Here is a 14624-nt window from a genome sequence, read left to right as displayed (position 1 = left end):
TAGAGAAAAAGTTACAGGTTGTTATTTATTGAATTTTGATTCAATAGTACTTTTAATGATTCAATATGATGAGTTTCGAAATATTGAATTGGTATCATAAGTGACTGTTTTTTACCCACGTAAAACTTAATCATTTGATATTCCTTAGACACTTTTATAATTCCTGACCAATCAATAGTTGATGAAGCTACAGGATTAGTTGACTCAATTCCATTGTGGTTGAGTATAAGTTTAGATTTAAGACCTGAACCAGCATGATTACTATATATTTTACGATTTCTACCTTTAATAATAAAAGGTTCAAAAAGGGTATAACCAAAATATAAAATTAAAATACCTAATATGTATAGACTTGAAAGTTTGTCATGCAACACGACTAGCGCAATTAAGCAAATTATAAAACTCAATATCCTGACTCCAACCACAATTTTTTTCCAGGGTTTATCAAAATAAACCTTGAAATAGTGATTAGCAAATTCATCCTTCGTAAGGATATAATCAATCTCAATACTTTCGGCCTGGAGATCCATTTAAATCATCTCCTTAGCCGAATCTAGCGCTGCACTAATTCCAGCAGGATTCTTTCCTCCAGCAGTTGCAAAATGTGCTTGTCCGCCGCCGCCGCCTTGAATGTGCTTTCCTAGTTCGCGCACCATAGTTCCAGCATTCAGATCTTTTTCTTCTACTAGATTTTTTGAAATCATAACGGTTAAAGTCGCTTTCTCTCCATCGCTTGCTCCTATAATAAGGAAAAGGTTGTCCATCTCGCGCTCAATTTCAAAAGCTAGTTCTTTTACAGATTTAGCATCAAGATCTGTTTGTGTCGCGATAAAGTTGACACCATTGATATCTTGTGCACTTGCCATTAAATCACCTTTTAAATTACCGGCTTTGGCTTTTAAAAGTTGTTCTATTTCCTTTTTAAGTGCTGCGTTCTCATCTTGTAGTTGAGCAATTGCCTCTGCAGGGTTTTTAGCATTAGATTTTAAGATGGTTTTAATCTCATCAAAATGTCTAGATTGTTCTGCAAAGAAATCTTTAACGGCATCACTAGATATAGCCTCAATACGACGTATTCCTGCCGCAACAGCTCCTTCACTCATGATTTTAAAATGCCACACATCGGCAGTGTTAGCCACATGCGTTCCACCACAAAGTTCATAACTCTTACCAAACTTTATAGTACGTACCACGTCCCCATATTTTTCACCAAATAAGGCCATTGCACCATCCTCAACAGCGGCGTCATAGGTGTTGGTTCTATTTTCTTCAAGTGGTAATTGCTCTCGGATACGGGCATTTACAAAGTTTTCTACTTCTTGTAATTGTTCTGGTGTCACCTTTGCAAAATGAGAAAAGTCAAATCGCAAACTCGCACTACGTACCATAGAACCTTTTTGTTCTACATGATCTCCTAATACCTTGCGCAATGCTTGATGTAATAGGTGAGTAGCTGTATGGTTAGAGCTTGTTCTATGACGTTGATTTGCGTCCACGGCTGCTTTATGAGAGCCTTCTAAATCTTTAGGTAGATTCTTAGTAAGATGTACGGTCTGTCCGTTTTCTTTCTTAGTATCTATGATATAAACGGTATCACCACTGGTGCTTTCTAGATATCCTTTATCACCAGTCTGTCCACCACTTTCTCCATAAAATGGAGTCATGTTAAAGACCAGTTGATATAAATCACCATCTTTTTTAGTAGTCACTTTACGGTAACGAGAAATGCGTACATCTGCCTCAAGTTTATCATATCCTATAAACTCTTGAGTGTCATCGCTGCGCAATTCTGTCCAGTCTGTAGTTGTGGTTTCACTAGCAGCACGTGATCGTTGTTTTTGAGCAGCCATTGCTTTCTCAAATCCAGCTTCATCGAGTTCCATCCCTTTTTCACGCAGGATTAATGCCGTTAGATCGATAGGGAAACCATAGGTGTCATAGAGCTCAAATGCTTTATTTCCGTCAATGATATTTTGTGAGTTACTTTTTGCCGCAGTAATCATGGAGTCTAGAAGAACTAGCCCTTGATCCAGTGCACGCAAAAATGATTGTTCTTCTTCTTTAATCACGTTAAGAATCAAATTCTTTTGTGATTTTAGCTCAGGAAAAGCATCGCCCATTTGTTTAGACAACGTATTAACGAGCATGTATATAAATGGTTCTTTTTTATTTAAATAGGTAAATCCGTAACGTATGGCACGTCTCAAGATTCTACGTATCACATATCCAGCACCATTATTAGACGGTAGTTGCCCATCTGCAATAGAGAAGGCTACAGCGCGTACATGATCTGCAATTACACGTATGGCGATATCTTCTTGTTCTGTCTTACCATAAGCATGCCCAGTGATCGTTTCTATTTCACGTATTAATGGTGTAAATACATCTGTGTCATAATTAGATTGCACACCTTGCATTACCATAGCAAGACGTTCAAATCCCATTCCTGTATCGACATGTTGTGCCGGTAGATTTTTAAGAGAACCGTCTGCCATGCGGTTGAATTGCATGAAAACGAGATTCCATATTTCTACTACCTGTGGATGGTCAGCATTTACAAGACTAGCGCCATCAACAGCAGCTTTTTCTTCAGCCGTTCTTATGTCTACGTGTATTTCAGAACATGGACCACAAGGACCTTGATCACCCATTTCCCAGAAGTTATCTTTCTTATTACCGTTTAGGATTCGATCCTCTGCGATAAATTCTTTCCAATAATCGTAGGCTTCAGTGTCACGTTCTAAGTTTTCACTGGTGTCACCTTCAAAAATGGTGACGTATAAACAGTCTTTATCAATTTTATATACCTCAGTAAGCAATTCCCAGGCCCAAGCAATCGCTTCTTTTTTAAAGTAATCGCCAAAACTCCAGTTCCCTAACATCTCAAACATTGTGTGATGATAGGTGTCAACGCCTACTTCTTCAAGATCATTATGCTTACCGCTTACACGTAGACATTTTTGAGAATCTGAAATACGGCTAAATTTAGATTCATTTATGCCTAAAAAGTATTCTTTAAAAGGGTTCATTCCAGCGTTTACAAACATTAACGTTGGATCATTTTTAATCACCATAGGCGCGCTGGCCACAATCTCATGTTGCTTGGATTTATAAAAGTCTAGGAACGTTTGTCGTATCTGTTGTGATTTCATGTGCAGCTTTAAAAGCGGTTAATGGTAATTTGTTATTTTTGTTGAAATGGAGTAGTTGGGTTGTTGAGAACTCGCTTTCGCGAAAGCGTAACAATTACCACCTTTATGCGTTATTAAAACAATCCATTTAACGACACAAAAATAGCACTTTATACCATATGTCAAAGGTCAAGTATTACTATGATGCAGAAACGCTTTCTTACCGCAAAGTAGAGAAGCGCAAACGCAATACTTTTAGAAAAATAGCTCTGTTTACAGTGGCCAGTGCATTGTTTGGTTTTTTGTTTTTTAATCTGGCATCACAGTTTTATGAATCGCCACAGGCGCGTAAATTAAAACGTGAGAATGAGTTTCTTAAATTAAGCCTTAAAGAGTCGCAAGAAGATGTCAATGATCTTGCAAAGGTGATTAAAAATGTAGAAGAGCGAGATAATTCAATATATCGTATCTATTTTGATGCGGCACCTATATCTGATGAGCAGCGACAGTCGGGTTTTGGTGGTGTGAATCGCTATAAGGATTTTGAAGGTTATGATAGTTCTAAAAAGGTTGTAGGTCTTAAAGAGTCTATTGATAAATTGAAAAAGCGAGTTGCTATACAGTCTAAATCACTGGATGAGATTGAAGAATTAGCAAAGAGTAAGGAAGAACTTTTAGTTTCCATTCCTGCGATACAACCAGTGCGTAATGAAGATTTAACGCGCATGGCCAGTGGTTATGGTTATCGTACAGATCCATTTAATAAGACCCGTAAATTCCATTATGGAATGGACTTTACAGCACCGCGTGGTACACCTGTGTTTGCAACTGGTGATGGAGTAGTGGATAGAGCAGATGCAAACAGTGCTGGATATGGTAATCATATACGTATTGACCATGGTTTTGGCTATGTGTCGTTATATGCTCACTTAAGAGAGAATAAACCCTATAATGTAAGAGTAGGTCAACGTGTAAAGCGTGGTGATATCATAGGCTATGTAGGTAGTACAGGCCGTTCTCAAGCACCGCATTTACATTATGAAGTGTTTAAGGATAAGGAGCGTATCAACCCTATTAACTTCTATTATGGTAATTTAACTCCAGAAGAGTTCAACTTATTATTGAAAGCTTCTCAACAAGAAAACATCTCGTTAGACTAATGTATATAGACCTGCCCGATAAGTTGTATTATTCTATGGGAGAGCTTACTAAAGCTTTTCAGGTTAATGCATCATTAATTAGATTCTGGGAAAAGGAGTTTGATATTTTACAGCCCAAAAAGAACTCGAGAGGTAATCGCAAGTTTACTAAAGAAGATGTAAAGAATTTACAGACCATCTATCATCTCGTAAAAGAGCGTGGTTTTACTCTAGAAGGTGCAAGAGAATATATGAAGTCTCATAAAAACGAATTGTCTAATCTAGAGATCATCAAGAAACTAGAGCATGTCAAGGCAGAGTTGTTAAAAATAAAGGATCAATTATAAGATCCGGTATTGAGGTTTTTTAGGGAATACCGTTTTACCTTAACCAGTAATTAAGCAATAAACTTTATGTTGATTGGATATTTGTAAAAATTACCTTCAGCAGCTTTAACAGCTCCTATGATAGGGAAAACGATGGTTAATATTGCTAATCCTATCAATAATGGTACGCCTATAATTGCACAAGTTAAAATCAAACCTAGAATACCATATATAAAAGAACTAATCATCCAGTTAACAATCTGTTTACCATGTTGATCAACTACATAGGATTGATCTTTATTAGTTAACCACATCACGATAGGTAATACAATGCCTATTAAGGGAACGATATATCCTGCAAATTGTGAAAGATGCATCAACATACAAAATTGGTTGAGTTCCATTCCCCAAGGCCTGAATTCTGGGTAATTCTGATTCATTGATCTCTTTTTAAAATATCAATATTAATAAGATAGTAATCGCAGCAGGAATGGTTTGAACAAAAAGTATTTTACGTTCCACTGTTAAAGCACCATAAATACCAGCGATGGCGACACATGCTAGAAAAAATAGGGCAACATATGATTGCCATATATCATCAGTGATCAATAAACTCCATATTAGTCCTGCGGCTAGAAAACCATTGTATAAGCCTTGATTTGCAGCCATGGATTTAGTAGGAGCAAATAATTCTTTGGGGAAACTTTTAAATACTTTTCTTCCTTTAGTTTCCCAAGCAAACATTTCAAACCATAAAATATAGACGTGAATTAAAGCAATAAAACCTATTAAAATGGAAATGAGAATCTGCATATAAGGATTTTGAAAAATGAGTATGGTATAAACAAGGCTAAATATAAGAATTAATACACGTTTTAACTTTTACATTTATTTGCTTTCTCTCAAATAATAAGAACATTCAACATCGTAAATCACTGAAATAAACAGTTTAATGGTATGCTACTAATAAATCTGCCACTTTCAGTAAATCTGGAGCGTTGATTTCCGTTTGTGGAGCTAGTGGAAAAAGTTGTTGTCCTGGTCTACTTACAAATGCGGCACGCCATCCAGCCCATAAAGCACCAGCAACGTCCCAACCATGAGCAGCTATTAACATACAGTCTTCTGGCTGTACGTGAAGTTGATTTGCAGCCCAATCATAAGTATCGGTAAAAGGCTTAAACTTTTTTACGGGTTCAATACTTAGTCTGCGATCAAAATAGCTATTCAATCCAGCGTTTTCAAATTGATGTTGTACACCTTCATCAGATGAGTTAGTAAGAGAAACTAATGTGTATCCAGCTTCTTTTAATTTTGATAAGGCTTCTTTAACTTCGGGATGTGGTGGTAAGTTGCGCAATCCATTAATGACAAGATTTCTAGCATCTTCTTCGGTCATCTTAATATCGTGGTTTGCAGCGACCATTTGTAAAGCTGCCGCACCTATATGACCGAAAGGTTCATATCGACCACTCGCAGACATTACTAATGAATATTGTAACATGGTTGTAAACCACAGCGGTAATAAATGATCATTACCTCCTAAGGCCTCTGCAACCTGTTTTTTCATTTGTGTAAGGTCCAACAAAGTCTCGTTAACGTCAAAGAATAATACTTTAGGCTTGATTTTAGGTTCCATGTTCAAATGATTTATCTATGCTTTCAAATGTTTTAATGTAGATAGTATATCTGTTCCTTCTGCTCTTTCTTTATAATCTGCATCTAAAAAAGCATATTGAATAATTCCTTTTTGATCGATGACATAAGTTGCAGCAAGTGGTAATTCATTACTATGATCACCATTTTTCTCACTTAATTTAAACCCAGCTTCATATATCGCAGCAACATCATCAGTTAATTGATAAACTACTCCATATGCTTTACCTACGGTATTTCCTATATCGCTTAAGACGTTGAATTTCAAATTATTCTTCTCAGCTGTGTTCAATGAATTGTCAGGTAGTTCTGGTGTTAGAGCAATTAATTGGGCATTAAACTTTTCAAACTCAGGTAATATTTCTTGTAAATAGTGCAATGTAATATTACAATATGGACACCATCCACCTCTATACCAGGTTAAAACAATAGGACCTTTTTCTAGCTCATTATACAGAGAAATGGACTGATTTAAAGCGTTTTTAAGTTCAAAATTTGGGGCTTTATCACCTATGTTTAATGCATTTTCTAAAACACCTGAATTAGCAACACTTTCAATACCATCATTATAGATTTTATTCTTTTCGGCTGTAAATTTTGCAATTCCTGCCTTGCGCTGTGGCTCTAGTAAACGGTCTAATGCTCCATTTTTGGTTTCCATTTTTCTTTTTTTATAGTTGAGTTTGGATATTATTCTGCAATGATTTCAGATAGTACTTGTTTAAAAATATCTACAGGTTGAGCACCAGAAACAGCGCTTTTTCTATTAAATACTATTGTAGGAACTGAACTTACTCCTAAGTTTTGCCAGAATTGTTCCTTTTTTCTAACTTCTTGTTGTGCTTCAGGTTGATCGATTAGTGCTAAAGCTTCTGTAGCATTAAGACCTACTGAAATCAATGCTTCTTTTAAAACATCGCGTTGAGAAACATCTTTACGATCACTAAAAAAGGCTTTGGTAAGCTGCATTTTTAACTCGGTTTGCTTTCCAAAATCTTTTGCATACTCAAGTAAGATATGAGCATCAAAGGTGTTGACCATGCGCATCTCATCAAAGTAATCAAAGGTGAAACCTAGTTCTGCTCCTGCCTCTATCATATGTTGTTTAGATGCTTGCTGCTGTTCTATAGTGGAACCATACTTTTTAGTGATATGTTCATTAAGGTTTTGACCTTCAACGGGCATATTAGGATTCAATTCAAATGGTTGCCATTCTATTTCGACTTGATCTTGAATGCCTAGTTCATTAATAGCCTTTTCTAATCTCTTAAAGCCTATCGTACACCAAGGGCAAACAACATCAGATACAATATCTATTTTTAGTTTATCAGCCATTAGGATAGAGTTATAAGTTCACTAATTTGTAATTCACCATCGACATTGCTATAGTTTTTTACATCTGCGGCAAACGTTGCAGCATGCGGAGCAAAAGAAGATTTAAAACTAGCGACATTGTCAAACAGTAAATGCGCGATTGCAACATAAGGAGCTAGTTCACCAGGCTGTCTTCCTGCAATTCCTACTTCAAATTCTAGTCCTTTTAAATCTTTACCTAATGATTTAGAAATCATCGGTAAATGACTGTTTTTGTAATAATCTGTATCAAACTGAACGTCTTTTCCGTTAGGATACATTACAGATACTTTAATCATAATAATGATATTTATTTTAGTAAGTTAATAAACCTTCCGCACTTAAACGGAAGGCTTATTGTTATAAATTGAGATTTAGGGAATCAACAATTTATTTTTTCCAAGCAAATTTTTCAAATGCAGCATCTACTGGAGTATGAGCGATGTGATTTGTATAATTACTGATTACTTTTTGTGACATTCCTAGAATGATGTCCAATACTTGTCTCTCTCCATAACCTGCAGCATAAAAAGCGTCTAAGTCTTCTTGAGATACATTACCACGATTGCGTACTACAGATAAAGTCATGTTGCGTAGGGCTTCTAATTTTGAGTCTTCTAATGGAGTCTCATTACGTAAAGCATCTGTGATGCCATCGTCTACTTTCATCATTTTTGCAATACCAGTGTGTGCTGGTACACAGTAATGACAGGCATGCTCTACATTAATAGTTTGCCATACAACAGTTAATTCATCTTCATTAAATGATGAGTTTACAAACAGTTCATGTAATTGCTGGTATGCCGTTAATAATTGTGGAGAAGCTGCTAGTACACCGTGTAAACCTGGTATCATTCCATATGCTTTTTGAGAATTCTCTAGTAAAGCTTTGCTTTCTTCTGGTGCGCTCTCAATGTTGTGAACTTTTAAAGTGGTCATAATTTCAATTTTTAATTTATGTTAATTTTAGCTAAACAATCGTTTAGTTATAGTGTAAAAAATATATTACAATCTATCGAATGTCATCTCGATATAATCTTCAATTTCTTTGGTGCTGTTTACTCTAGAAGCAGCGGCTAGACCATGCTTTGCTAACAATAAAAAATTAGCTTGTTTTTGAATGGTTTCTTCATCCTTAGATGAATCCATTCTCAATTTTTCTATAAATACTTCTTTAAGGTCATTCATAAAAGCATTCATCTGTTCTTTAATTAATTCATCAGGACTTTGTGAAAATTCATTATAGGTGTTTGTGATTAAACAACCCTTTGCTGACTTTTCATCACCGCGACCTAACTGAACAGAATCATAGAAGAATTCTTTGATATCCTCAACACCATTTGAAGCATTTTTCAGTTTATCAAATACATCTTTGACCTTATTTTTGTAGCTTTTTAGACTTTCTACAAAAACGCCATGTTTGCTGCCAAAACTTGAATAAATAGAAAATTTGTTAATGCCCATTTCTTTCTCTAGCATTTGCATAGAGGTGTTCTCATAGCCATTACGCCAAAAAAGAGTCATCGCTTTTTCAATGACTTCACTCTCGATATATTCCTTTTTTCTAGCCATTATTTCTAATACAGTACAAAACTAACCAACCGTTTAGTATTAAAAAAGCTTTTAACTAATAATTATCAATGACCTTATTTCAGTTTAAGTAAAACATTAATATTAATTGATTTGGGCTGGTACAATTATCTACGTTTTAGACAACGACCTCTAGGTTCATCACCTTCATGAAGTACAACATCAGAATGTAGAAATTGTGCTGCGGCAGCCGAATCTTTCACTTTAGTAGCGGTACGTTGAAGCATTTCAGATTCAAAGTCTTTTAAGACACTTTTCTTTAATCCTACTTCTCGCCAGTTGGATTGTGGTCTGCAACCCATAGTGATACAGCGAGCTAAGGATAAAGCATCCAGTAAAGCTTGATTTGCGCCTTGTCCTTTAAATGGACTCATAGGATGCGCCGCATCACCTATTAAGGTCACCATTTTACTATGACTTAATAAGTCTGGATTTAACAATTCACGATCATAAACAGGATAACCGGTAATATCTGATTCTTTAGTAGCTTCGAGAATGTGCGGAATAGGATCATGCCATGGAGTTCTTAATTGGGCTTCAGTCTTTAGGGCTTGAGCACCTTTTAAACTTAAATCTTTAGCTTCTTGTTCTGACATCGGGAAACTGAGTTGCCACATTACAGAATGAGCATCATATGGCATCATATAGATTCTCTCATTTCCATTGGCAGTTTGAAAAACCGTTGCCGAATCTAATAAAGAACTTTCCACATTCTTAAGTTGGTCCAAAGGGCAAATACCTAAAATCACAATACAGCCTAAGTATCTTAAAGGTGTGCGTTCTTCTCCTATAAGTTGTTTGCGCACCGTACTGCGTATACCATCTGCACCTACAATTAAATCTGCTCGAACGGTTTTCTTTTCTCCGTCGACATTAAAAGTCAATGCTCCACCGTTTTCTGGGTTAGTTTGGACATCGATTAATTGATGATTCCATTGAATATGCTGAGGTCCACCTAATTGGTTGATTAATTCTAATCTAAGGGATTGTCTCGCAATATGAATATTGGTTCGTTTTGGATATGGTTTATTTTCTGATGGCAACCATTTTCTAATTCCCCATTCACCAACAACATTACCTTCAGGTGTATGTACTACATGTTTTGTGGATATCACTCCATCTTTAAGCGTTTCGATTCCTAAGCCTTCAATAGCTTTGCTAGCTTGTTGTAAGGTTAATCCATAACCTTGTGATCTTGCATCAAAACTACTGTCGCGTTCATATAAAGTAAACGGTATACCACGATGTAAACAAGCTACTGCAAGCGCTACACCACCGATTCCGCCACCGATAATAGCCACGTGCGGATAGTTCTCTGCGTCAGGTGTTGGGAAATTTGTAGAAGGGATAATACCTTTTCCATGGCATATTTTACAAATGTGTAAATGCGCTTTAGGTCGAGTAGGAGCGATGCCTTTCTGATCACTGTTTTCAAATTGCTCTAAAGCTTTTTGATAAGCCAACTTATCTTTTTTGCGCAAGCGGCCACTTTTCTTGCCTCGACCTTGACAATCTGGACAGCTGGTCCAGCAAGAATGATGTTGCTGCTCGTTACTCAATGGTATTAGAAATCTAAAAATTATGGAATGGTAAAGATAAAGAAGCTTGAAGTATCGTTCATAGTTCTTTTTATTCAGCTCTCAATTCAATTAAGTGCTTTATAAGTGGATGATTTTCTGATTTTTTTAATTCTCTTAAAGTTCTTTTTCCAATTCGCTTATCAACTACTGCAAGTGCTTTTATTATTGGATTATAACTTTTAATCGCTTCTTGTACATTAAGGCTCAAAAAGTAGAAAGCATTGTCTGCAAAATCATATTTTGAAAACTCGCCTTTCTCCACTATATTCCCTTCTATTCTATCAGTTGATTTTATTCTTTCGTGAGAAATGTAATGAGTTTCGGCTAATTCATTTGAGTAGCTCTGAAATTCATTCCATGTGTCTTGATTAGAAAAATTTAAAATCTCTTTTCCATCCCAAGTAATCCATGCTCTTCCTAAATGACCTGTCGATTTTTGATATGTAGTCAAATGATAATCAAGTCTGTCTTTTAAATTATCTGCTAGTCTATTTTTTAACTCTTTTCTTAATTTACTCCATTTCATCAGGTCACATTATGAAAAATGATTTTGTGTATTGTTTTATAATTCTAGAATAATAGTATCTCAAATTATTGAAGAGTATTGTTGACTAATGCCTTAGCTCATTATTAGTTACTTTTTTATTCCAGAATACAAAACCAATCAATCCGATTCCAATAATTATTAAGCCTATAATTCCAATTTTCAAACCTAACATTGGATTATCATATAAACTGTCGTTAAATAATCCAAAAATAATAGAAAATAACCTGTTCGGTAAAAAAGCTAAACTAAATAGAATTGCTAAGTATTTAGGGTTAGAATATTTTGTCAAAACAGACTGGATTATAGGCGAGATATGAATTTCAGCGATACCTAGAAAAAGCAATGAAACAAGATAGGTTATAGTATGTTGTTCAGTCGGTACTTCTGGAATTAAGAATAATATCCCGAATGATAGTACTCCAGAAATAAATCCAATAATTATTTTAAAGAATTGACTACTGTAAAAATAAGTCCACAAAATAATTGTAACAATACTAATTGGTAAAATGAATATAGAGTTGATTGATTGCCACAAATGATTTGGAATACCTAATGTTGATATTTCACTTAATTGTAATTGCAAATCATAAGTACGAAGGCTTGATATTTCATGCAATTGCCAAAATAATGCAACAGCAATTAATGCAATTAAAATAATTAAAATTCTTTTTTTTATTGATAATGAATTCTTCTCAACTTTATCCAATCTTTTCTCTGCTACAATAAAGACTGGTATTATTGAAATTAAGCTTAATACTCCAGATATAATAAATCCAATATTGTATCCATATCTTTCTCCCATATAACCAATAATTAAAATCCCAAGGAATGAACCTAGATTTATTGCGAGATATAATATTGTAAATCCTGAATCTAATAGTTTAGTCTTATTTAAATATGATTTTCCAAAATTTGAAATAATATTAGGAGAGAAAAGTCCGTTGCCTAAGACGATAAGAACTAAGCCTGCATAAAAACCAGTGGTTGAAGCGATGCAAAGACTAAAAGCTCCTATTGCTTGCATAATTCCACCGAATATTATTGATTTTTTATTTCCAACAAATAAGTCTCCGAAAATAGCACCGAGAATTTGAGAGAAAACTAAAGAGCCTATAAGCACACCATAGATTGCTAATGCTTCTGTTCTTTTCATTGTTAAGCTTTCTCCGGCCATATATAATATAACAATAGCACGAAAGCCATAAAAAGATGCTCTTTCCAACATTCTAGAAATAGAGTAGTAGAGTGTTTCTTTTGTATGATTCTGATTTTGAATTTTTTCCATTCAGTCTGTTGGTTGAGTAAATCAATTACAACATAGACTTTACCTACCTTCAATATTAACTTACACGGTTTTTATTAATTAGTTCACATATCCCAATTCAATTCTTTTGATGATTTTTTTTTCCATAACCCATTCGGAATAGATTGTTCCTTGATAATTTGGTATCCAACCTATATGTTCAATGCATCTAGTTTTTTTAGGTGACTTAAGATAGAAATTCCCTGCAATAAAAAGCTCATCAAGTGATATGGTCATTCCGTAACTATCAATTGAATTTATAGTTACTCCGGACTTAGTTAAATATCCATTTTCAGTTTGAATAAGATAGATGCTAGAATTATTATTTTTCTGTAGTTTTTTTAATAGTGCTAATTCATCTCTGTGTTGCCCAAAATTTCGATTAATCATTTTATTTTCAAATTCTTTAATACTGAACTTAAATTCGGTGTCTTTAATTCTCAAAATTAAATTTGCATTTTCATAGTTTTCAGAACTACAAATAAATCGCGTATCAAGTTTCCCGTAATCTGTTAAGTTGATGTTTTTAGACTTACAACTTGAAATTACAATTGTTGTTACGATAAGTATTATTATTCTCATTATTGATCGAGTAAATCTTACAAAGTACAATTGATATATAGTTGCTAAGAAAAACAATTTCTAGTAACTATTGTTACCACACGTTTTTACAGTTTTTTTATTTCTCCAAATCCATATGTTCTATTAGATAAATTTGAATAATAGACGTAATTTCCATTCTCGAGAACATCAATTATTTTAACATCTATTTTTTGTCCTATTAGGTATTCGTTTTCTGGTTCAGAAACTCTTAAATAAGTCAGAACGTAATGACAAGGTGTGACCCATTCAATACGGTAAACAGTTTTGGAGTCTTTTGTTTTCTCAATTTGTTTTCTTTTACGCCTTATTATTTTAACGTCTTGATATTCAGGGTTTGTATATGTATATTCACCTTTTCCAAAATTAAAAAAGCAATCTGTACTAAGCATTTCCATTGATTGATATTTGGAACTCACAATTGTAAAGGAATAATCAAAACATTTATTACTGTACTTACTTCCTTTTAAAAAATGAATATTTTTTCTATAGTCTATAATTTGTTGTATATTTTTTTTGTTTTTATAGGTTGTTCTTTCTGGTATTTCAGTTACTGAAATTGTTTCACCATTTTCTCCCACACAAATTTTCACATACAGACGTTCAACAACTTCCACATCATCTACAAAAAAGTATTGCTGTATTTGAGAATACAAAAAAGAGGATTGTAAAATTAAAATCAGAAAGATAATTTTTCGCATATGTTTTCTTGAATGTTAGCTATCACTTTACATCCACCCAAATATAAACCTTCTCCTACACTTGTTTAAAAGTCATTTCAATTTTAAAATTGATTATTCAACGTGATGCTTTAATATTTTGCAAACTTTCAGAATTTCATAATCAACACTTTAAAGCAGGTTTATCAGATTTAAACCATTACAAACGTAAATAAACGTAAACAAACGTTTAAAATACTTATACAGCTTTTAACTCGTCACATATTTGCACCGTCATCAACAAACAAACTGTGATGTCACGATATATAAACTAATTTAATCCATACAAAAACAATTTAATTATGAGCACATTAAGAAACAAAGTACAGTTAATTGGTAACCTAGGTCAGACTCCAGAAATCAAAGTTTTAGACTCTGGTAATAAACTGGCAAAATTCTCTATCGCAACAACAGATCGTTATAAAAACAAGCAAGGCGAGCTAGTAAACGATACCCAATGGCACAACATTATCGCCTGGGGAAAAACCGCAGACATTGTAGAGCAGTACGTTCAAAAAGGGAACCAAATAGGTGTTGAGGGAAAACTGACCTCTAGATCTTATGAAGATAAAGATGGTATCAAAAGATACGTTACAGAGATTGTATGCAGCGAGCTACTTCTTATGGGAAATAAAGCTTAAACCACTATCCATTTTATATTTAAAAAGACCTGAGTAATC

18 protein-coding genes are annotated in these 14624 nt (G+C 34.3%); 3 read left to right on the top strand and 15 right to left on the bottom strand.

The window, feature by feature from the left end:
* Window positions 1-11 precede the first annotated feature (11 nt).
* Window positions 12-530, bottom strand: a complete 519-nt coding sequence (locus ACJJVI_RS13565; RefSeq protein ID WP_405352383.1) for a hypothetical protein — start codon at window positions 528-530, stop codon at window positions 12-14.
* On the bottom strand, window positions 531-3152 hold the full coding sequence (alaS, locus tag ACJJVI_RS13560) for an alanine--tRNA ligase (protein ID WP_405352381.1): 2622 nt from the start codon (window positions 3150-3152) through the stop codon (window positions 531-533).
* A 158-nt stretch (window positions 3153-3310) separates the two neighbouring features.
* Between alaS and ACJJVI_RS13555 the strand changes: the two genes are divergently transcribed.
* Together ACJJVI_RS13555 and ACJJVI_RS13550 are read left to right on the top strand one after the other, a co-directional pair.
* Complete coding sequence (locus tag ACJJVI_RS13555) at window positions 3311-4291, top strand: M23 family metallopeptidase (protein ID WP_036581268.1); 981 nt, start codon at window positions 3311-3313, stop codon at window positions 4289-4291.
* Window positions 4291-4617, top strand: a complete 327-nt coding sequence (locus ACJJVI_RS13550; protein ID WP_036581266.1) for a MerR family transcriptional regulator — start codon at window positions 4291-4293, stop codon at window positions 4615-4617. The genes ACJJVI_RS13555 and ACJJVI_RS13550 overlap by 1 nt, the downstream gene beginning before the upstream one ends.
* Before the next feature lie 50 nt (window positions 4618-4667).
* On the opposite strand, the gene ACJJVI_RS13545 is transcribed toward ACJJVI_RS13550, so the two are convergent.
* The 13 genes from ACJJVI_RS13545 to ACJJVI_RS13485 form a co-directional block, all read right to left on the bottom strand.
* Complete coding sequence (locus ACJJVI_RS13545) at window positions 4668-5036, bottom strand: DUF4870 domain-containing protein (RefSeq protein WP_036581264.1); 369 nt, start codon at window positions 5034-5036, stop codon at window positions 4668-4670.
* A 10-nt stretch (window positions 5037-5046) separates the two neighbouring features.
* Window positions 5047-5409, bottom strand: coding sequence for a DUF1304 domain-containing protein (locus ACJJVI_RS13540; RefSeq protein WP_036581261.1), 363 nt, complete (start codon window positions 5407-5409; stop codon window positions 5047-5049).
* A gap of 136 nt (window positions 5410-5545) precedes the next feature.
* A complete protein-coding gene (locus tag ACJJVI_RS13535) occupies window positions 5546-6235 on the bottom strand; it encodes a haloacid dehalogenase type II (RefSeq protein ID WP_405352378.1) in 690 nt (229 codons plus the stop codon).
* Window positions 6236-6250: 15 nt separating this feature from the next.
* Window positions 6251-6913 carry a peroxiredoxin-like family protein gene (locus ACJJVI_RS13530; protein ID WP_348021623.1) on the bottom strand — a complete coding sequence of 221 codons (663 nt, stop codon included), beginning with the start codon at window positions 6911-6913 and terminating at the stop codon, window positions 6251-6253.
* Between the two features lie 29 nt (window positions 6914-6942).
* Complete coding sequence (locus ACJJVI_RS13525; RefSeq protein ID WP_405352375.1) at window positions 6943-7587, bottom strand: DsbA family oxidoreductase; 645 nt, start codon at window positions 7585-7587, stop codon at window positions 6943-6945.
* Window positions 7587-7904, bottom strand: a complete 318-nt coding sequence (locus tag ACJJVI_RS13520; protein WP_405352373.1) for an EthD family reductase — start codon at window positions 7902-7904, stop codon at window positions 7587-7589. Before ACJJVI_RS13520 ends, ACJJVI_RS13525 begins: the two co-directional genes overlap by 1 nt.
* Before the next feature lie 91 nt (window positions 7905-7995).
* Entirely contained in the window at window positions 7996-8544 is a 549-nt protein-coding gene (locus ACJJVI_RS13515; RefSeq protein ID WP_006797169.1) for a carboxymuconolactone decarboxylase family protein, read from the bottom strand.
* A gap of 66 nt (window positions 8545-8610) precedes the next feature.
* Window positions 8611-9177 carry a TetR/AcrR family transcriptional regulator gene (locus ACJJVI_RS13510; RefSeq protein ID WP_405352371.1) on the bottom strand — a complete coding sequence of 189 codons (567 nt, stop codon included), beginning with the start codon at window positions 9175-9177 and terminating at the stop codon, window positions 8611-8613.
* 125 nt (window positions 9178-9302) lie between these two features.
* A complete protein-coding gene (locus ACJJVI_RS13505) occupies window positions 9303-10754 on the bottom strand; it encodes an FAD-dependent oxidoreductase (protein ID WP_405352369.1) in 1452 nt (483 codons plus the stop codon).
* A gap of 70 nt (window positions 10755-10824) precedes the next feature.
* Entirely contained in the window at window positions 10825-11301 is a 477-nt protein-coding gene (locus tag ACJJVI_RS13500) for a hypothetical protein (RefSeq protein ID WP_042246329.1), read from the bottom strand.
* Window positions 11302-11386: 85 nt separating this feature from the next.
* The gene (locus ACJJVI_RS13495; RefSeq protein ID WP_405352367.1) at window positions 11387-12607 is read right to left on the bottom strand and encodes an MFS transporter; all 1221 of its coding nucleotides are present in this window, start codon (window positions 12605-12607) and stop codon (window positions 11387-11389) included.
* A gap of 78 nt (window positions 12608-12685) precedes the next feature.
* Entirely contained in the window at window positions 12686-13207 is a 522-nt protein-coding gene (locus tag ACJJVI_RS13490) for a hypothetical protein (RefSeq protein WP_405352365.1), read from the bottom strand.
* A gap of 86 nt (window positions 13208-13293) precedes the next feature.
* Complete coding sequence (locus tag ACJJVI_RS13485) at window positions 13294-13926, bottom strand: hypothetical protein (RefSeq protein ID WP_405352363.1); 633 nt, start codon at window positions 13924-13926, stop codon at window positions 13294-13296.
* A gap of 320 nt (window positions 13927-14246) precedes the next feature.
* Here ACJJVI_RS13485 and ACJJVI_RS13480 point away from each other — a divergent pair, with 320 nt between their 5' ends.
* Window positions 14247-14585, top strand: a complete 339-nt coding sequence (locus ACJJVI_RS13480) for a single-stranded DNA-binding protein (protein ID WP_006797161.1) — start codon at window positions 14247-14249, stop codon at window positions 14583-14585.
* The last annotated feature ends 39 nt before the right edge of the window (window positions 14586-14624 follow it).

This window comes from Nonlabens sp. Asnod3-H03 (assembly GCF_045063665.1).
Taxonomy (GTDB): domain Bacteria; phylum Bacteroidota; class Bacteroidia; order Flavobacteriales; family Flavobacteriaceae; genus Nonlabens; species Nonlabens ulvanivorans.
Note: the sequence above shows the minus strand (reverse complement) of the source record. Positions and strands in the feature narration are given on the sequence as shown.